We start from the raw sequence: 19999 nt of genomic DNA on the forward strand, positions 1-19999 counted from the left end.
CGGGCTTGCCCCCTCGCCACAGGCTCCGCACTCATTGCCTCTGCGGCTGTTGAATTGTTCCGTTTGATTTAACGAAAACTCCTACCTGCTCTCTCGAACTTCCCCGACTTCATTCCCCCGGCATCCCCTGCACAGTCTCGCGTCCTGTACCACCCACGCGAGGGATTGCGGATGTATGCCCCCACCACCTGCCGGCCCGGGACACGGGCGTTGTGAAGACCTCCATCGGCTTGCTGGTCTTCGCCGTCATGGACCCGAAAAACCCCGACATCGACACCGTCCTCAACGACTTCAAACACTGCCTCAACGATTACCCGGCCTGGGCCGAGAGCTTCTGGACCGGCTGGGCGCTGGATGTCGAACAAGTCTTCAAGGTCGGCCATGAGGTCAGCCTGGTCGCCCCGAAAAACTCCCGGACACCGGTCAGCACGACGGTCGCGAGCTGTCCCGCCAGTGGCCCCTTGACCCTGGTGCACATGTTCCAGTCCGCCCGCTTCGTGCCCATCGGCAATACGCCGGTGCTGCTCGAGCCGGTCATCCATGGCCGCAGCGGCGAGGTGGTGGTGGGGGAGCCGATTCACGCAACCATCGGTCCCGACGGCATTCTCGAAGTCCCCAAATGCTGGCGCGGCCAGCGCTATCGCATCACCTTTTTCCCCCACGTTTCCCAGGACCATGTCAAGGCGCTGTACGCCTCCTATCAAGGGCTGATCGGTGAGCTTGAAGGTTGGCTGCGCAACGCCTGGGCGAGCCAGTTTCAGCCAGCGTGGGCGAGCTTTTCCGAGGCCGACCTGCTTGAGCGTTACCGCGCCCTGCAGCAAGCCAACTGGCGCGGCTTCGAAAGTGCCCTGTTCGGTGTGTGGGATGACGTTCAGCAGCTCTACCGGCTGCTGGCCGACCTGCAACCGAACAGCGCAAAACTCCTCGAGTACCTGACCCCAGCCGAACTCGACACCCTGCTGAGCGCGTCCAGGGAGGCCATCGCCAACGGCCTGCTGGTGCTCAGCGATGAGCCGCTGCAGTTCGTCTACCTGTCGGCCATCGTCAGTTGGCTACGGATGCTGCCACCGCCTTACCTCATCGAAGTACTGGCCGAAATTCGCAGCGAAGTGCTGATCAATCTGTTGCTGATCAGCTGCACTGCGGGGATTGGCTTCAAGCTGCGCATGAGCACCCGGGTGCTGGGCCAGATCAAGTCCGGCCGTGCTCGACAGTGGTTTGCACAGTTGGGCGAAAAGCTCGCCGAATTCACCGCCGCCCATCGCCTGGGCGCCCACGCCGACCACCTCAAACCGCTGCTGGTCAAGGCTCGGGGCGCGCCGCTCGGGCCAACCCCGGGCGTGCCCCTCAAGATTGCCCCCATGGACCCGCATCACCCCGGCGCCACGCCGACGCTGGCGGTGAACAATCCCGCGGCCCTGGCGCGCGACAAGAGCGGGCGCATGACCCGCCTGAGCCGACACGAACCCCACGACGACGCCCCCAAGCAGGCGACAAACCCCAACGGCGCCAGCGCCGACACCGCCAGCCAAACCGCCACCCGCGGCTGCCCGGTGTCGATGGTCACCGGCGAAGAACTGCTGAGCCTCACCGACGCTGAGCTGGACGGGGTGCTGCCGTTCAGCTGGACCCGGCTGTACCGCAGCAGCGCGGTGGAGCTCGATGGCGGGCTGGGGTGGGGCTGGAGTCACCCGCTGGCGCAGCGGCTGGAGATCAGCGGCGATTCGGTGATCTGGATCGACCAGGAGAACCGCCGCACCACCTTTCCGCTGCCCAGCGTCGAACGCCCGGCGATCCACAACAGCCTGGCGCGGGCGGCGATTTACCTCGGCGAGGCTCCCGAGGAATTGATCCTCGCCCAAGCCGGCGATGCGGCGCGCTTCTACCACTTTCGCGACGGTCGGCTAACTGCCCTCAGCGATGCCTACGGCAACCGCCTGCACGTCAGCCGCGACCGTCAGCAACGCATCAATCGCCTGGACAACGGTGCCGGCCGCGCCCTGCGCCTGCGCTACGAGCGTGCGCAGATCATCGCCGTCGACTATCAGAGCTTGCACCCGGCCGACACCCTCGAAGACGCCTGGCGCACCGAGCAGACCCTGGTCCGCTACCGCTACGACGAACGCCGGCGGCTGGTCGAGGCAAGCAACGCCGCCGGTGAATGCGAGCGCTACGACTACGACGATCAGCAGGTCATCCTGCAGCGGCAACTGGCCGGGGGCGCGAGCTTCTTCTGGGAGTGGGAACGCGCGGGCAAAGCCGCGCGCTGCATCCGGCACTGGGCGAGTTTTGCGCAGATGGACCAGCGCTACGTCTGGGACGAGCAGGGCGGGGTCAGCGTCCGGCATGCCGACGGCCGCGCAGAAGTTTACGTCCACGACCCGCAGGCGCGGCTGCTGCGCCAGGTCGAGGCGGACGGCGCCGAACACCGCAAGGCCTACGACGAACAGGGCCGGCTGACCGCCGAACAGGACCCGCTCGGCGCCGTCACCGAATACCGCTATGACGAGGCCGGGCGCCTGATCGCGGTGCTGCCCGCCGAGGATGAGCCGACGGCGTATGAGTACCGCAACGGTCACCTCCACCGCCGTCAGCGCGGTCAGGCGCAGTGGACCTATCGACGCAATGCCCAGGGCGATATCACCGAACAGATCGATCCCGACGGCCAGGTCACCCATTACCACTACGACGCCAAAGGTCAGTTAACCGGCATCCGTTATCCGGACCATAGCCTCCACACTTTGGGTTGGAACGGGCTTGGCCAGCTGATCGAAGAACAGCTGCCGAACGGCGGCCAACGCCGCTATGCCTACGACACGTTGGGCCGGCAGATTCGCCGCCAGGACGAACACGGCGCCGTCACCCAATACCAGTGGGATGCCGTCGGCCGGCTGCTGCAGACCACCTTGCCCGGCGGCGCGAGCCGCGCCTTCAGCTACAACGCCTACGGCAAGGTCACCGCCGAACGCGATGAACTGGGCCGCCTCACCCGTTACGAATACGCCGACGACCTGCACCTGGTCAGCCGCCGGATCAACCCCGACGGCAGCCAGCTGCGCTACCGCTACGACACTGCGCGGCTGTTGCTCAGCGAGATCGAAAACGAAGCCGGCGAACGCTACCGGCTCGAATACGCCGCCAACGGCCTGATCCGGGAGGAGACCGGCTTCGATGGCCGGCGCACCGCCTACGCCTACGACCTCAACGGCCAGCTGCTGGAGAAGACCGAGTTTGGTGACGACGGCTCAACGCTGGTCACCGCGTACCAACGCGATGCTCACGGCCGGCTGACCCGCAAGACCCTGCCTGACGGCAACACCGTCGACTACCGCTACGACGGCCTCGGCCGCCTGGTCAGCGTCGCGGACCGCGACACCGACTGGCCGCTGGAATTCGAATACGACCGGCACGACCGGCTGATCACCGAGCACCAGGGCTGGGGCACCCTGCGTTATCGCTACGACGCCTGCGGCCGGCTCAAGCAGCTGCGCCTGCCGGACCACAGCACCCTCGACTACCACCACGCCCAGGGCGGGGCGCTGAGCGCCATCGACCTCAACGGCGCCCGGCTGACCACGCACGTCTTTGACGCCGGACGTGAACAACAGCGCCAGCAAGGCCAACTGCTCAGCCAGTACCAGTACGACGAGCAGGGCCGCCTGCAGGCCCACGCCCTCAGCCAGCAAGAACAGTCGCGGTACCACCGGCATTACCGCTACGCCGCCAACGGCAACCTGGCCCTCCTCAGCGACAGTCGCCACGGCCAGCGCCGTTATGACTACGATCTGCGAGACCGGCTGCTCGGCGTGCGCCATCCCCACGGCGAACCCCCGGAACACTTCAGCCACGACCCGGCCGGCAACCTGCTGATGCAGGACCGCCCCGGCCCGGCCCGCGTCCAGGGCAACCGCCTGCGGATGCACGGCGACCGCCATTACGACTACGACGCCTATGGCAACCTGATCCGCGAACGCCGCGGCAAGGCCCAGTGCCTCGTCAGCGAATACCGCTACGACTGCCAGCACCGGCTGATCGGCATGACCCGGCCCGACGGCCGTGGCGCCAGCTACCGCTACGACGCCTTCGGCCGGCGCATCGCGAAAACCGTCGACGGGCAGAGCACCGAATTCTTCTGGCAAGGCGACCAACTGATCGCCGAACGCGGCGGCCAGCATTACCGCAGCTACGTCTACGAACCCGGCAGCTGCCGCCCGCTGGCGCTGCTCGACGGCGAAGGCCCACGGAACGCCTGCCCGTTCTACTACCAACTCGACCACCTCGGCACCCCGCAGGAACTCACCGCCTACAGCGGCGAGATCGTCTGGTCGGCGCAATACCACGCCTACGGCAAACTCGCCCGGCTCAAGCAAGACAGCGAAGAACACCTCGAGCAACCGCTGCGCTTCCAGGGCCAATACTGCGACGCCGAGAGCGGCCTGCACTACAACCGCCATCGTTACTACACTCCGGACAACGGCCGCTACCTGACCCCGGACCCGAGCAAACTGGCCGGTGGGCTGAACGTCTACCAATACACCCCGAACCCGACGGGCTGGGTGGACCCGTTGGGGTTGAGTACCTGCCCCGGAGCGGAGGGGTGCAAGCCAGCGACGGGGGTGGAAGACCCGGCGGCGAAGGCGCGGGTGGATGAGGGTGAGCCTCAGCTGCCTGCATCGGAAAAGAAAAAGAGTTATCTGTATCGGGGAGACTCACGAGCGCCTTGGGAGATTTTTGATGGTGGCTTCGAACCTCTAGGGGATAGTACTGATCTGTACTTACATGCGATGGACAATAGGAGTCCTCCAAGTTTCTTCGTAAGCACTTCAACGTCAACAAAGGAAGCAATGAAGTTTGCGACGGGCTACGGATTTGAATCAGGGTATATGTATGTATTAAAAAGAGTTCCCGGCCTTGATGTAAATAAAGAGCTGGGGCTAATGTCTCCTCATCGACGCGAGGTTGAAATAGCCATTCCTGGGGGAATAGAAACTAAAGACATTATTGGTGCTACACCGGTAAATGCTGACGGTAGTTATGTTGGTTATTCCATACCAAACCCGAATAGAGAGTGAAGCATGACTACAAGAGAGATTTTTTTAATGGTTGATGGGGTCGTTGAGGCGGCTGTAGTCGACTGCGACAGACAAAAATCAACATTAACCTTCATAAGGTTGGATGGCTTTAGAAAAACGTATGCTGCACAGGATCTTTATGTTTGCTTGGGATTGGTGAGAGCCGAATTTCCAAATATAAAATTCTTATGCAAAGGAGCAAAACTCAATGTTCACCCGTCTCGCATGTCCTCGCAAATGTCCTGCGGGGTAGTTGCGTATGAACTTAAGTGGGGAAGGTCAAGTGAAGATGAAGACGTGGTAAATATTTTCGACTACGAAGAAAACGATATTACCAATGACATACAGGAGCAAAAAGATTTTTATCAGCGCTGGATAAAATCGTTAGTCGGGTAATTAGATCGTCAGGCTAGAGAGCATTTGTGGCAAGGGCGCTTGCTCCCGCCGGCCGGTCCGCGCTCGGGCGAAGCAGTCGTAAGGCCGGTGGATGCGGTGTGTCTGGAAGAATGGGATAGATCGTTCCCACGCTCTGCGTGGGAATGCTTCACTGGACGCTCCGCGTCCGCTTCGGCAGTGACGCAGAGCGTCACGGGCTGCATTCCCACGCAGAGCGTGGGAACGATCATTGGCAGATCTGACACCCAGTAATCAAAAAAGGGCAACTCTGAGGTTGCCCGTTTTGTTTATGGTGCCATCTGCACCCGCAATCGCCGTCCGATCACGTCCATTAAATCGCAGCCGTCGCGCAGCGGGATGGCGAGGACCCGGGCGAAGGAGTCGATCGATCGTTCCCACGCTGCGTGGGAATGCCTCACTGGACGCTCCGCGTCCGCTTTGGCAGTGACGCAGAGCGTCACGGGCTGCATTCCTACGCAGAGCGTGGGAACGATCATTGGCAGATCTGACACCCAGTAATCAAAAAAAGGGCGCCTCTGAGGTTAATGCCAGTCAGTTAAGGAATTTTTGGCTTCGCACATTCCCCCGTAGCAGCTGCCGAAGGCTGCGTTCGAGTGCGCAGCACTCGTAAAATGGCAAACTTCGTCCTTTCAGAAGGACCGCATATCGCTTATTTGCGACTGCTTTGCAGCCGGACGCAGCCTTCGGCAGCTGCTACAGCAATAGGGCAAGCCTGCTCCAGCAACAAACCGCTATCCTTGGCCTCACCTCCCTCCAAACGAGCGTTCCCATGCTTGAGGTGCAAGGCGTGTTCAAGAGCTATGCAACACCGCAAGGTCCGTTGGCGGTGTTGCAGGGTGTCGACTTGCAGCTGCAACACGGCACCAGCCTGGCGCTGATGGGCGAGTCGGGCAGTGGCAAGAGCACGTTGCTGCATCTGATTGCCGGGCTGGACAAGGTTGATCGCGGCAGCATCCGGATCGGCGAGCAGCGTCTCGATCAGATGAGCGAAGCGCAACTGGCGAACTGGCGCCGCACTGAGGTGGGCCTGGTGTTCCAGCAATTCAACCTGATCAGCAGCCTGCGGGTCGAAGACAACCTGGCCTTTCAGGCGCGCCTGGCCGGGCGTTATGAGCCGGTCTGGCAAGGGCAGTTGATCGAGCGGTTGGGGTTGGGCGACTTGCTCAGGCGTTACCCCGAACAACTTTCTGGCGGTCAGCAACAACGGGTGGCGCTGGGACGTGCACTGGCTTCGCGCCCCGGTTTGCTGCTGGCGGATGAACCCACCGGCAGCCTCGACGAAACCACCAGTGATGAAGTGCTGAAACTGCTCCTGGAGCTGCTCGACGACAGCCCGACCAGTCTGCTGATGGTCACCCACAGCCCAAGGGTCGCGGCCCGTCTGGCGCAAAGAGTGATGCTGCATAACGGGCGTCTGGCCGGCGTGGAGGGGCGCTGAGGTGCGGGTTTTTTATGGGACATTGCGCGCGCTGCTCAGTCACTGGCGGCAGCACCCGGTGCAGTTTTTCAGCGTGCTGACCGGTCTCTGGCTGGCCACCGGCCTGTTGACCGGCGTGCAAGCGCTGAACAGTCAGGCCCGCGAAAGTTACGCGCGGGCCAGCCAGTTGATTGGCGGCGAACCCCAGGCCAGCCTGACTGCGCCTAATGGCGCGAGCTTTTCCCAAGCCTTGTTCATCAGCCTGCGCCGCGCCGGTTGGCCGGTGTCGCCGGTGTTGCAGGCGCGCCTGACGCTCAAGGGGCATGAAGATCAACGTCTGCAATTGATGGGGATCGAGCCACTGTCGCTACCGGCCGGGTCTGCAGTGGCCGGGCAAGCGCTGCAGATGGCGCGGATTGTCGATTTCTTCAGCGCGCCGGGCAGCACCTGGATTGCTCCGCAAACCTTGCAGGTATTGGGTTATCGCGAAGGCGAACAACCGTTCGCCGCGAATGGGCAACGCTTGCCGCCGCTGCACAGCCAGGCCGACATGGCGCCCGGTGTACTGCTGGTGGATATCGGTTTCGCACAACAGGTGTTGGGCATGCCGCAGCAGCTCTCGCGCCTGCTGCTGCCCAAGGATTTCGCGGCGACGCAGCCGGTGCTGCCTGAAGACCTTGCCCGGCAGTTAGTGCTCAAACGCAGTGGCGAAGAAAACAACCTGTCGCGCCTCACCGAAAGCTTTCACCTGAACCTCGATGCCCTGGGCTTTTTGTCCTTCGTGGTGGGCCTGTTTATCGTGCATGCCGCCATCGGCCTGGCGCTGGAGCAACGCCGCGGATTGATGAGAACCCTGCGGGCCTGCGGAGTCAGTGCGCGCATGCTGATCTTCAGTCTGAGCATGGAGCTGGGTTGCCTGGCGTTGCTGGGCGGTATCGCCGGAGTTGCCAGCGGTTATCTGCTGGCCGGGATGCTGTTGCCGGATGTCGCTGCCAGCCTGCGCGGGTTGTATGGTGCCGAAGTGGCGGGGCAGTTGAGCCTGAGCCCGCTCTGGTGGTTGAGTGGTGTGGGGGTGAGTCTGCTCGGTGCGTTGCTGGCCGGCGCCAACAGTTTGCTGCGCGCGGCACGTTTGCCATTGCTCGCACTGGCCAACCCGCAAGCCTGGCACCAGGCCCATGCCCGCTGGCTGCGACGCCAGGGCTGGGTGGCGGCGATGGCCGGTGGGGTCGCGGTAGTGGCCTTGTTGCTGGGCGACAGTTTGACCAGCGGGTTTGTGCTGATGGCTTCTCTGTTCCTGGCGGCGGCATTGAGCTTGCCAGTGCTGCTCAATGCGCTGCTGAGTGGCGTACTCAGGCGCAATCGCTCGGTGCTGGGCCAGTGGTTTATTGCCGATTGCCGCCAGCAATTGCCGGCCTTGAGTCTGGCATTGATGGCGCTGTTGTTGGCGCTGGCCGCCAACATTGGCGCCGGCAGCATGACCGCAGGCTTTCGCCAGACCTTCAGTGACTGGCTCGAGCAACGTCTGACCGCCGAGCTGTACGTCAACCCACAAAGTCCGGGGCAGGCGCGTGAGATTCAGGCGTGGCTGGGCCAGCAGCCGCAGGTCTCTGCGCTATTGCCCAGCTGGCAGGTGTCGATCCAGTTGCAGGGCTGGCCCGCGGATTTGTATGGCGTCATCGATCACCCGACGTATCGCCAGCACTGGCCATTGCTGCAAGTGCTGGGGGACAAACCCTGGGATCAGTTGGCCACAGACGACACGCTGATGCTCAGTGAACAATTGGCCCGGCGACTGAAGGTGCAATTAGGCGATCGGCTGACGATTCCAACGCCGCAAGGCGAATGGTCGCCGCGCATCGTCGGGATTTATGCCGACTATGGCAATCCCAAAGGCCATTTACTGGTCAACGCTGAACACCTGCAGCGCTTTTGGCCGCAACTGGCGCCGAGTCGTTTCAACGTGCGCATCGACCCTGCGTCTGCGCCGTCGTTGGTGCGCGCTCTGCAAGCGCGCTTTGCGCTGGACGACAACCGCATCGTCGAGCAGACGCAACTCAAGGGTTGGTCCACGCAAGTGTTCGAACGCACCTTTGCTGCCACCGCAGCGCTCAACAGTTTGACGCTGGGGGTTGCTGGCGTTGCGTTGTTTATCAGCCTGCTGACCCAGAGCCAGAGTCGTCTCGGGCAACTGGCGCCGTTATGGGCCTTGGGCGTAACCCGGCGTCAATTGATGCTGCTCAACCTGGGGCAGACCTGGTTATTGGCGGTGTTGACCTTGCTGCTGGCGTTGCCATTGGGGATGGTGTTGGCGTGGTGCCTGAACGCGGTGATCAACGTTCAGGCGTTTGGCTGGCGTCTGCCGCTGCGGATCTTCCCGTTGCAACTGTTGCAATTGATGGCCCTGGCGCTGTTGGCGACGTTGTTGGCATCGGCCTGGCCGCTGTTCAAGCTCTACCGCACCCGACCGGCCGATCTGCTCAGGACCTTTGCCCGTGAAGATTAAGCAACTGCGGCTCGGTGTGCTGCTATTGGTGCTGTGGCAATTGAGCGGCTGCGATGACGCGACGCAAAAAAACACCGAAAGTTTTGCCGGGCTGGGCAATGAGGCGGCGGCATTTACGCCCGTGATTCCCGGTAGACCGTTCATCTTTCCGGCAGATCACGGGCCTCACGATGGCTTTCGCATCGAGTGGTGGTACGTCACCGCCAACCTCAAGGACGATCAGGGACGCCGTTTCGGTGCGCAATGGACCTTGTTTCGCAATGCGCTGAACGCCGCCCCCGATCAACCCGGTTGGGGCAACCAGACGATCTGGCTGGGCCACGCGGCGGTGACTTCGGCCAGTCAGCATCACGCGGCCGAACGCTACGCTCGCGGCGGCGTCGGGCAAGCCGGAGTCAGTGCTACGCCGTTCACTGCCTGGATCGATGACTGGAGTTTTGCCAGCCAGTCAGGCACCGAAAATCCCTTGGCCGACCTGCAACTGCATGCCCGTGGGCAAGGCTTCAGCTATCAACTGCGCCTGACGTCGAGCAAACCCCTGGTGCTGCAAGGCGAGCAGGGTTTCAGCAAAAAGTCCGAACAAGGCCAGGCGTCGTATTACTACAGCCAGCCGTTTTTTCAGGCTGCGGGCAGCCTTGAAATCGACGGCAACGCCTATCAGGTCAGTGGCCCGGCCTGGCTGGACCGCGAGTGGAGCAGTCAACCGTTGACCGCCAGCCAAACCGGTTGGGACTGGTTTTCCCTGCACCTGGATAACGGCGAGCAGGTCATGCTGTTTCGGGTGCGCGAAAAGGACGGAACCTCGTATTTGACCGGGACCTGGATATTTGCCGATGGTCATGCGCAGCCACTGCGCGGGGGTGAAATCAGCCTCACGCCGCTGGTCACCTCTGATGTCGCGGGGCGCAAGATGCCGACCCGTTGGTCGGTCAAGATTCCCGGCAAAGGTCTGGACATCACCACTGTCGCGCTGAATCCCAACGCCTGGATGGCGCTGCGGATTCCTTACTGGGAGGGGCCGGTGCAGTTGAGTGGCAGTCATGCCGGCAGCGGTTATCTGGAAATGACCGGGTATTGAGCACGAGGGTAGCTGCCTGACTGCCCATGGGCTCGACGCAATACGCTGACACAGTGCTTGTCAGAAATATTGTGACCAGATTTATTCAGATTTTGCTAACGGACAGATCGATCAGGTTCCATTAAAATCTACCCGTTCGCCCAGTGTAATGGCTCTTTACCGGTGCATGGATTGCCAGGCCAGTGCGCTGGGCGAACTCCCTTCTGATCGCTCAGCGACATTCAAGCGCACTCCAGATCCGGCGCGCTTGATCCCACTCACATCATGTTGATGACTGCACTGTCAGGCCAATGGCGGCAGATTCAGCGCGGCGCAGCACTCCAGGATCGAGCGCCGCTGGGTTTCGGCATACAGCGCCAGCTCATCGATGGTCGAACGGCCGAGGGCCTTCTCGAACTCTTGCTGGTTCGATTGTGAGGCGTAATGGCTTTGCGCGTCGTCACCGAGGTTGGACTGGAAAATGCCCGCCGCACTGACCGGCAAAAAGTCCTCGTATACCAGTGGCTCGAAACGAAGGTAGTGCCCACTGATCAAACCCTCCAACGTCGCCGGCTTCGACAGATCGCCTCCAGCGGCGAGGCCCTTTTCGGTGACGAAGTAGCGGAAGTACGCCAGGCCTTGTTGGCGCATTCCGGCGTAGGTGTCCGGGAATTCGCTGAAATGGGCTTGCAGCAGCGTGTTGTAGCGCTGAGCATTTTCTTCGTTGGGCAAATCCTTCAACTCATCGCGCGCGGCATTCAGCAAGCGGTCGTACAGCGCCCGGCCTGCCGGCGTCAGCGCCGCGCCGCGTTGTTCGATTTCGCCGAAACGGGCGCTGTGGCTGCCGCTGGCCTGGTCCTGATCGACGAAGGCGATAGCCTCTTCCAGCGCCTTGAAGCTGGTCTGGCGCAGCAGAATCGGGCACTCACGGCGTGGCGGGCCTTCGATCACGGCTTTGGGGGTAATGCCGTGTCCGGGCATTTGCGCCTGGACCACATCGATGTCCAGGGTGCGCGGGGTCAGGTGATTGATGTGCGGCCCTTTGAAGGCCACCACGTCGGCGACCAAACGGTGCTGAGCGCTCAGTCGCTGGTATTGCTCGGCAGTGACGGTTGCGCTGTGATGCCAGCGAAACGTCTCCAGCGCCTGTTTGACGAATTCATCGGCGTCTTGTTTGTTGAGCCCGCCCTGGGCTTGGGATTTGTCGATCAGGGTCAGCGCGGTTGGGGTGAAGATCGAGCGCTTGGCCAGGACCGACCGGGCAAACTCGCGCAGTTCGGGATTTTCAATGAGTTCCAGCCTGAGCAACGAGGTGAACACCCGAAACGGGCTGATCTGCAACGACGCCTCATGCACTGCGCGGAACGCGGTGGAGTGCACCGGCACCCCGGCGGGCGTCAGGTCGTAATAGCCGACTGGCTGCATGCCCATGACCGCAAACAAGCGGCTGAGGGTCGCCAGTTCCTGGGCGGTACCGACGCGGATAGCGCCATGGCGCTCCAGGTCCAGGCGTTCGATTTCACCGGTGGTGCGCAGCTGTTGTGCAACGCTGCTGTCGGTGCTCAGCACTTGGGCGTTGGTCTGCGTTACCAGTTCCATCAGCGCGCCGTACAGCGGCACCTCTTCTCGATACATGTCCGACATCGCCCGTGAAAAGCGTTGGCGGATCAGGTCAGGGCTGACGAAGCTCTGGATGCTCATAGACAGAATTCCCGGCGCAGTGAAATCGTGGGTTCAAGGAGGTTTTTCGTTGCCCGATTCTGTTCGGGGCAGGGGGGCACTGGCAAACGAAGTTTCTTCTGAACTTCATTCTGCAAATGACTGCACCCGCGATCCGCATTCCCCCCGTAGCAGCTGCCGAAGGCTGCGTTCGGTCTGGGCCGCATTCGGACGTAGCGGTCGTAAAATCAAGCACTGCGGTGTTACAGGTTAACCGTGGTTGCAGGATTTGCGACCGCTTCGCGGCCGAACGCAGCCTTCGGCAGCTGCTACGGTTCGCGTAACGGCTTAACTTACCGGCATTGGCACAAGCCCCCTCGCCACAAATTGACCACCGCGTATTGGCCAGCAAAACCGCTGCCGATGTCATGCCCAGAGCGCTCGCGGGTGCTTGCTCGAGGCGCTGACCGGTGATGGCTATTTGCCGTTCCCCTGATAGACTTTCAGCAAGCCCGCACGTAACAACCGGCGTCTCAGGATCCGTTCAGCAGCACAGAGGAGCTTTGGCCCCTATGCGACACACTGGAGGAAAGGGACTTTCACTGGCCAGGAGGCTGTACACCTCGCGAATGTTGGGCTTTGCCCTGGGCCTCCTTTGCGTGGGAGGCGCGATGTATCCGCTCAATCCTTCGCGCTGGGTGTGGGGGCTCATGCTGTTGAACGGCATTCTCTGGCCGCATCTGGGCTATCAATGGGCACGCCGGTCGAAAGTGCCTTACCACGCTGAACACCGCAATATACTGATCGACTCGTTTCTCGGCGGTTTCTGGGTCGCCGCCATGCACTTCAATCCCTTGCCCAGTGCGACCACGCTGTCGATGATGGCGATGAATAATGTCGCCATTGGCGGTATACGCTTTCTGCTGGCCGGTTGTGTCGCTCAGGTTTTGGGTATCGCCACCGCGCTGCTGATTTTTTCACCGGCATTCATTCCCCAAACCAGCCCTGTGCAGCTGTATGCCTGCTTACCGCTATTGATGCTTTACCCCTTGGTGCTGGGGTGGATCTGTTATCGGCAAGCCCACACGCTGGGGCGGCACAAGCGTGAGTTACTGGCGCTCAGCCGTACCGACAGTCTGACTGGCCTGCTGAACCACGGGGCCTGGAAGGACCAACTGGAAGTCGAGTTTCAGCGTTGTCAGCGCCAGCAGCAAGGCGGGGCCATCGCACTGATTGACATCGATCACTTCAAGGCCATCAATGACACTTACGGCCACGTCGCCGGAGACCTGGTGCTGCGTCAGTTGAGCAAAATTCTCAAGCAAAACCTGCGCGCCAGCGATCAGGCGGGGCGTTATGGTGGCGACGAGTTTTGCGTGATCCTGCCGGACGTGCCGCTGGCCAACGCCGCTCAGGCCATGGATGCCCTGCGTGATCGCTTCGCCTGCCTGGGCTATGAGCAAACCCCGGCGATGAAGGTCAGCCTGAGCATCGGCCTGGCCGCGTTCAACCCGGCGCACAGCGATGCAACCCTTTGGCTCAATGACGCCGACCAGGCGTTGTACGAAGCGAAAACCATGGGCCGTAATCGGGTCATTTGCCGAGCGTATGGCGCGCTGCACCAGGTCCTGCTCAACCCGGTGTGAGGCGGGTTGAATAAAGCGAGCGCTACGGTACGCGGTGAGCCTCAGGCAGCGACGGCTTGTCGCTGATGCGCCGCCAGACGCACGGCGCGGACCGAGTTGCCCGGCTGCAGTTGCAGGCGCTTGGCGGTGAGGCGATCGATCACCAGGTGGCTGCCCACCAGCCGCGCCTTGGCGGCAGTGATGCGGCAGTTCTCAAGGCGGCGGTTGTGGATCAGCCAGACCGGTGCTTCGTCGTCCGGTGTACCAATGACCAAGGTCAGCGGCTTGCTGTCGCGCACTGTGCGGATATCTGCGATTTGCGCCTCAATGACTGGCCCGCCGTCAAAGATGTCGATATAGCCCTGATGGGAAAAGCCTTCGGCCTGCAGAATGTTCAGCGCCCGCTCGGTGTTCTTGTGCGCCTTGCCGATCACCGCCTGCGCTTGCTCGCTGAGCAGGCAGGTGTAGAGCGGTTGACGCGGCATCAGCTCGGCGATGAAAGACTTGTTGCCCAGCCCGGACAAGTGATCGGCCTGGCTGAAATCCATCTTGAAGAAGTGCCGGCCCACGCTGTCCCAGAACGGCGAGCAGCCGTATTCGTCGGCGCTGCCGCGCATTTCGGCGATCAGTTTGTCGCCGAACAGGTGCGGGAATTCAGCGACGAACAACAGGCGCGAAATGGACAACAGCCGACCGTTGCTGCCCTTGCGCTGATCGGGCCGCAGGAACAGCGAGCAGACTTCCGATTGACCGGTCATTTCGTTGTTGAGAAACAGCGTCGGTATCTGCCGTTGGATGCCGAGCTCTGGAGACGAATTGACGGTCAAGCCAACCCGGTAGTTGTACCAGGGCTCCCGCAGGCCGACGGCGCCGGCCAGCGCGCTGACACCCACCACTTGCTGATCGTCGTCTTCAAGCACGAACAGGTAGTCCGCGTCGGCGCGCTCGACCTGTTCGGCAAAGGTCCGCTGTGCCCAGCGCAGACGATGGGCCAGGCGCTCCTTGTCGGCCGGCAGGGTAGTGAACCCCGGGCCGGCACGTTGGACCAGCTCCAGCAGCGCGGGCAGGTCGGTGATACGAGCCGGGCGTACGATCATGGTGCAGCTCCTTCGTCGCGCCGAGTCTGGCACGGTGGTGTGGCGCGGTTCAAAGCGCAATCAGCCGGACCTGGCTGCCTTCAGCAAGCTTCAAGACGGCGAGCATTTCTGCGTTCAGGCTGACCGGCTGGCCCGGGGTCCAGTCCAGCTCGACAACAATCGCCCGATAGTTTTCCAGTGAGTCATTGCTCACCAGGTATGCAGCACCGGGGCCAGCCTGCGGGCTGAGACGAGCACTCACCATCTGGCTGTGAGCGATGGAGCGAATGCTCGAGGTCCGGGCAAAAAGCGTGGGACCGCCGTCGAAAATATCGACGTAGTTGTTGGCTTCGAAACCCTCGCGCAGAAGTATGTCCATTGCGTCCTGGCCCGCCGGATGGGCCTGGCCGATGCAGTCCTGGGCGGCCTGCGAAAGCATGGGGACATAGATCGGGTATTGCGGCATCAGCTCGGCCAGAAAGGTCCGGCTCTTCAAACCGCAGAGGCGTTCGGCCTCGGCATAGGGCAGGTCGAAAAAATGCTTGCCAAGCGCATCCCAGAACGGGGATTCGTCGTCTTCATTGCTGTAACCGACGATCTCGCTAATGGTCACCTCGGCAAAGCGCCGGGAATGGGCGGCCATGAATAAAAGGCGCCCGCGTGAGCTCAACTCGGCGAAAGGCGTTTGCGCCAGCGTCGAATCAACATGAAAGCCACACAGCAAGGTCTGACCGTTCAGGTCATGACACAGCGACAGGGCCGGTACCTCGTGCTGGATGTTCAGTTCATGCGAGGTGCTGGTGAACATCCGGTTGCGCAAGCTGTAAAACGGCTCTGACAAACCAGTGGTCGCGACGATTTCCGAGCAGCCCATCAGACGCTCGTTGGTCGTGTCCTCCAGAACGAACAGGTAGCTTTGGTCACCATGGGTCTGGACATCGCTGGCGAACGAGGTGCTGGACGCGAGAATTTTTCCGTGCAGGCGCCGGGTGTCGTCCGGCAAGGACGTCACGCCCACCAGGCTGTCACGGGCAAGGCGTTGCAAACCGGGCAGGTCGGTTAACTTGACTGGACGTAAGACCAGCATGGATGCACTCCTGTATCAAAGGGTTCAGCGCCGCCTCGCCCGAGGGCGATGAACTTCGATGAACTTGACTATCACTGTCGGTTTCCACGCGTTTCAACGCCAGCCGCTGGAACACTCTGCGGCTGCGTACTTTTTTGCGCTCTTGCTGGCGCTTGGTAATGGTTGCCCGAGACCTGTCCTGGTCTCGGATAACGGCTGGATCCGTGTTAAAGAGCGTCGGGCACTATTTTTCCTCCAGCAAATGAGTGGTGAATTCGGCCCGCAGCGCATCAATGCCCTCCAGACGATCACCGGGATTGGGGGTGTGCAATGACAGACAGGCGATCAGCGCCTCAACCTGGGCCAGCGCCGGGACCAGCGTATCGAATGCCGATACCGACTCCACGGGAGAGCTGATTACCAGGTCGGCCATTTCACGTAGCGGTGAGGCGTAAATGTCGGTGAACAACACCACCCGGGCATGCCGGCTCTTGGCCGCACTGGCAACGCGCAGCGCCAGGGACTGATAGCGGCGATAGTCGAAGAGCAGCACGATGTCCTGACGTTGCACCTCGAACAGGCGCTCGGGAAGCTGAGCATTGTCTTCCAGGGCGAAGCAGCCGGAACGCAGCAGGCGCAGATGGTTGAGCAGGTAGTTGGCCAGAAAACTGCTGAAGCGTCCGCCAAAGCAATGCACTTGATGGCGCGGCTCGAGCAGCCATTCAACCAGAATTCGCACGTCCTCGGGCTGGGTCAGTGCCTGGGTTTCGAGCAGGGCGCGATGGCTGTCCATCAGATAATGGGTCCAGGCATCGCCTTGTTTGATCTCTGAGCGGGGTTGTAACAGGGCGCTGGGGGAGCGCAGGCGATCATCCATGTCGCTGAGCAAGGCTTCGTGGAAATCGGCATAACCGTTGAAGCCCAGCTTCTTGACCAGGCGCACGATGGTGGGATCACTGACGCCGGCGCGCTCCGCCAGGCGTGACATCGGGCCCAGCCCATTACGCGGATACTGGTCCAGCAATGCGCGAATGACCTTGCGCTCCGAGGGCGTCAGATCAAGGGCGGGATCTGTGATCAGTTCTCTGAGAGAGGGCATCCAGGCTCCTGCAGGATGGATGTGTCGCTTTTATTTCATAATCCGTTAAAACAGTATTTATGTAGCTTACGTTACATGTCTAGTGAATTTTTGTATGGGGCGAAAAGGCCCAAAATGGGGCGAAAGCCCTATCCGAAGGAGGCGGCGGACGTTTCGCTTTCTGTTGTGGGCCAGTTCCCTGAAGGCCCACGAAAACCCCACGAGAGTCCTCACTTGATTCGACAAATTGGGAAAGTGCCTGCGACAAGTGATACAAACGCCTGGACAGCGTATCGATTGCCATAAACCGAGTGATTTCCCTTGCAAGCCACCCGCCTGACCCTGATCTGCCACGCCCGAACCGTCGCACAGAAACTGGCGCGTTTTGCGTTGGACGAGTCCCTGGAAATGGATTGGCAAGCGGCGCGGGGCTCGCGAGCCGGGAGCTTTAAACGCTTGCCACAATTGCTCAGCGCGCCGGAGACCCGGGCCAGGCAAACCGCCGAGCTGTTTGGGGCCCGGATGCAGATCGTACCTGCGCTGCGTGATTACGATGTCGGCCGTTGGCAAGGTCTGCGGATCGATGATCTGCAAAAGAATGAACCCGAGGCACTCCAGGCCTGGCTGACCGATACCACCTGTGCGCCCCACGGTGGCGAGTCAGTGGCGCAACTGTGCGAGCGGGTGGCTGATTGGCTCCAGACGTTGCGCAACACGCCGGGGCACGTGTTAGCGATCACTCATCCGTTCGTCATTCGCGCGGCGATTGTTCATGTCATGCAGTGCCCGCCCGCGGCCTTTAATGTGATCGATGTCGAGCCGTTGTCGGCGACCGAGTTGCGGTTTAATGGTCGATGGCGGCTGCGTTTGCAGGAAAACGGCTCAGAGATGGAGACGATCACCCCATGAAGAAAATCCTGATCATCGGCATCGGTGCCGGTAACCCCGAATACATCACCGTTCAGGCCGTCAATGCGCTGAATCGGGTCGACGTGTTTTTCATCATGGACAAGGGCCAGAGCAAGGTAAAACTCACCGACCTGCGCCGTGACATCTGTGAGCGTTACATCACCGGTCACGACTATCGCTTCGTCGAAGCCCACAGCCCCGAACGCGTCCGTGGCGACGTGGACTACAGCGCAAGCGTCCATGATCTGAATCGCGACAAGCAGCAGACTTTCGAGCGGTTGATCACCGGTGAAATGCAGGACAACGAATGTGCAGCGTTTCTGGTGTGGGGCGATCCGGCGCTGTACGACAGCACCATCAGAATTTTGCAGGCGATCCTCGCGAGTGGCCGTTGCACCTTCGATTTCGAGGTCATCCCCGGCATCACCAGCGTCCAGGCGCTGGCGGCACAACATAAAGTGCCGTTGAACAGTATTGGCCGATCAGTCGAAATCACCACCGGGCGCAGGCTTGCTGCCGGGTTGGTCAGCGATGCCGATAGCGTCGTGGTGATGCTCGATGCCGAAGATGCCTATCGGCAGGTTGCCGATCAGGATCTGGATATCTATTGGGGCGCCTATCTGGGTACGCCGGACGAAATCCTGATTGCCGGCAAACTAAAGAATGTTGCCGACGAGATCGAGCGGGTGCGTAAAGCGGCGCGCCAGGCCAATGGCTGGATTATGGATACCTACTTGTTGCGCAAGCCTGAAGGTCCGCAGGACTGAAGGGCGCCCGGACTTGCCGGTGGCGGTCATGTCTTGGGGCCGACTGGCATTGCCCGGTGGCTGAACTATAAGAAGTACCAGGGAACGTTTCTGATGCGACGGACCCGCAGGCAGGCGGTGTATTCCTGACGCCGCTTAATCCAGCCCGAAACCCATCGCAGGTATCACCATGCAAACCCGTCTCGGATCCGCTCTCGCGCCGTTTCTGCTCGGTCTTTGCGCCGCTGCCATTCTGGGAGGCTGTGCCGGTTCCCAGGATCGATCCGCCGAAAACCGCCAGGCCTGTGTCAATGCCGGTTACAAGCCCGGCACCGACAGCTTCACTAACTGCATGATGCAATCGGACACCCAGCGCAGTAAGGCCACCGCGGACAGGCAAACCGACAAAAACCAGCCGCCTGACACCGAGGTGGCGGTCCCGATCCCGGCCCCGGTCTCGAAAGGTTGCCAGACCACCGAAAGCACCGAAGTCAAAGGTGCTGCAACGCAGGCGGGGCAGACCACCAGCACGCGTACCTCATCGGTGTGTGGCGGTCAGTGAAGAGACTGATCATCGCCAGGCCGATTTCTTCTGCGCCCCTACGTACCGCGGAGAGTCAGCCAGAGCTGGGGCCGACGTCGACCATTCAGCGCGCCGTCGAAGCCTTTATTCTGTTTAATCTTCTGGAGAACGGTTCATGGCTCGCGCATCAGAATTCATCGATATCCCGGCTTCGGCCGAACAGGTCTGGCGATTGATTGGCGGCTTCAATTCGCTGCCGGACTGGTTACCCTTCATCCCGAAAAGCGAACTCAGCGATGGCGGCCGCGTGCGCAGCCTGCAAACGCTGGACGGTCTGGTGATCGTCGAGCGCCTGGAGGCCTTCGACAATGCGGCGCGCTCCTACAGCTACTCGATCAGCCAGGCACCGTTTCCGGTCACTGATTACCTGGCCACATTGCGCGTCGAAAACCTGGAAAGCGGGCAGACCTCGCGAGTCACCTGGTCGGGCCGCTTCACACCGGTCGGCGTGAGCGACGAGGCGGCGGTGGAGCTGTTCACCGGCATCTACCGCGAGGGACTGTCGGCATTGCGGGCCAACTTTCCGGATTGAAGTGTGTTGTTTCAGATCGTTCCCACGCATGTCAGATCGTTCCCACGCTCCGCGTGGTAACGCATCCCGTGACGCTCTGCGTCGCAGCCGAAGGCGGACGCGGAGCGTCCATGGCGGCATTCCCACGCGGAGCGTGGGAACGATCAGAAAGCGGGCAGACCTCGCGAGTCACCTGGTCGGGCCGCTTCACACCGGTCGGCGTGAGCGACGAGGCGGCGGTGGAGCTGTTCACCGGCATCTACCGCGAGGGACTGTCGGC

The 19999-nt window shown here is 61.4% G+C and carries 15 protein-coding genes; 10 read left to right on the forward strand and 5 right to left on the reverse strand.

Features of this window, described 5'->3' with window-relative positions:
* Nucleotides 1–248 precede the first annotated feature (248 nt).
* Nucleotides 249–5072 carry an RHS repeat-associated core domain-containing protein gene (locus tag AC07W5_RS29295; protein ID WP_495024852.1) on the forward strand — a complete coding sequence of 1608 codons (4824 nt, stop codon included), beginning with the start codon at nt 249–251 and terminating at the stop codon, nt 5070–5072.
* Between the two features lie 3 nt (nt 5073–5075).
* The gene (locus AC07W5_RS29300) at nt 5076–5468 is read left to right on the forward strand and encodes a hypothetical protein (RefSeq protein WP_495013643.1); all 393 of its coding nucleotides are present in this window, start codon (nt 5076–5078) and stop codon (nt 5466–5468) included.
* A gap of 287 nt (nt 5469–5755) precedes the next feature.
* Here AC07W5_RS29300 and AC07W5_RS29305 read toward each other — a convergent pair whose 3' ends face one another.
* On the reverse strand, nt 5756–5965 hold the full coding sequence (locus tag AC07W5_RS29305) for a hypothetical protein (RefSeq protein ID WP_495024845.1): 210 nt from the start codon (nt 5963–5965) through the stop codon (nt 5756–5758).
* A 293-nt stretch (nt 5966–6258) separates the two neighbouring features.
* On the opposite strand from AC07W5_RS29305, the gene AC07W5_RS29310 reads away from it, so the two are divergent.
* From AC07W5_RS29310 to AC07W5_RS29320, 3 genes are read left to right on the forward strand one after another with little or no spacing between them, the layout of a single operon-like run.
* The gene (locus AC07W5_RS29310; RefSeq protein WP_494995730.1) at nt 6259–6927 is read left to right on the forward strand and encodes an ABC transporter ATP-binding protein; all 669 of its coding nucleotides are present in this window, start codon (nt 6259–6261) and stop codon (nt 6925–6927) included.
* A gap of 1 nt (nt 6928) precedes the next feature.
* Nucleotides 6929–9409 (forward strand): ABC transporter permease, encoded by a 2481-nt coding sequence (locus AC07W5_RS29315; protein ID WP_495024846.1) that lies wholly within the window; start codon nt 6929–6931, stop codon nt 9407–9409.
* Nucleotides 9405–10487, forward strand: coding sequence for a lipocalin-like domain-containing protein (locus tag AC07W5_RS29320; protein ID WP_495024853.1), 1083 nt, complete (start codon nt 9405–9407; stop codon nt 10485–10487). The genes AC07W5_RS29315 and AC07W5_RS29320 overlap by 5 nt, the downstream gene beginning before the upstream one ends.
* Nucleotides 10488–10769: 282 nt before the next feature.
* Here the strand turns inward: AC07W5_RS29320 and hglS are convergent, their stop codons facing one another.
* Nucleotides 10770–12167: a 2-oxoadipate dioxygenase/decarboxylase HglS gene (hglS, locus tag AC07W5_RS29325; RefSeq protein ID WP_495024847.1), complete on the reverse strand. Its 1398-nt coding sequence runs from the start codon at nt 12165–12167 to the stop codon at nt 10770–10772.
* 530 nt (nt 12168–12697) lie between these two features.
* Between hglS and AC07W5_RS29330 the strand changes: the two genes are divergently transcribed.
* Entirely contained in the window at nt 12698–13771 is a 1074-nt protein-coding gene (locus AC07W5_RS29330; RefSeq protein ID WP_494995726.1) for a diguanylate cyclase, read from the forward strand.
* 41 nt (nt 13772–13812) lie between these two features.
* Here the strand turns inward: AC07W5_RS29330 and astA are convergent, their stop codons facing one another.
* The 3 genes from astA to AC07W5_RS29345 form a co-directional block, all read right to left on the reverse strand.
* Nucleotides 13813–14847, reverse strand: a complete 1035-nt coding sequence (gene astA, locus AC07W5_RS29335) for an arginine N-succinyltransferase (protein WP_495024848.1) — start codon at nt 14845–14847, stop codon at nt 13813–13815.
* Between the two features lie 49 nt (nt 14848–14896).
* Complete coding sequence (locus AC07W5_RS29340) at nt 14897–15913, reverse strand: arginine N-succinyltransferase (RefSeq protein ID WP_495024849.1); 1017 nt, start codon at nt 15911–15913, stop codon at nt 14897–14899.
* A 223-nt stretch (nt 15914–16136) separates the two neighbouring features.
* A complete protein-coding gene (locus AC07W5_RS29345) occupies nt 16137–16991 on the reverse strand; it encodes a MurR/RpiR family transcriptional regulator (protein WP_494995723.1) in 855 nt (284 codons plus the stop codon).
* Between the two features lie 300 nt (nt 16992–17291).
* On the opposite strand from AC07W5_RS29345, the gene AC07W5_RS29350 reads away from it, so the two are divergent.
* The 4 genes from AC07W5_RS29350 to AC07W5_RS29365 all read left to right on the forward strand — a co-directional run bounded on the left by AC07W5_RS29350 (nt 17292) and on the right by AC07W5_RS29365 (nt 19740).
* Complete coding sequence (locus AC07W5_RS29350) at nt 17292–17879, forward strand: histidine phosphatase family protein (protein ID WP_495024850.1); 588 nt, start codon at nt 17292–17294, stop codon at nt 17877–17879.
* On the forward strand, nt 17876–18646 hold the full coding sequence (cobF, locus tag AC07W5_RS29355; protein ID WP_494995721.1) for a precorrin-6A synthase (deacetylating): 771 nt from the start codon (nt 17876–17878) through the stop codon (nt 18644–18646). The genes AC07W5_RS29350 and cobF overlap by 4 nt, the downstream gene beginning before the upstream one ends.
* 169 nt (nt 18647–18815) lie before the next feature.
* Entirely contained in the window at nt 18816–19187 is a 372-nt protein-coding gene (locus AC07W5_RS29360; protein ID WP_495024851.1) for a hypothetical protein, read from the forward strand.
* Between the two features lie 136 nt (nt 19188–19323).
* Complete coding sequence (locus AC07W5_RS29365) at nt 19324–19740, forward strand: SRPBCC family protein (protein ID WP_495013343.1); 417 nt, start codon at nt 19324–19326, stop codon at nt 19738–19740.
* The last annotated feature ends 259 nt before the right edge of the window (nt 19741–19999 follow it).

It is taken from the genome of Pseudomonas sp. GW821-FHT01E05 (genome assembly GCF_059422425.1).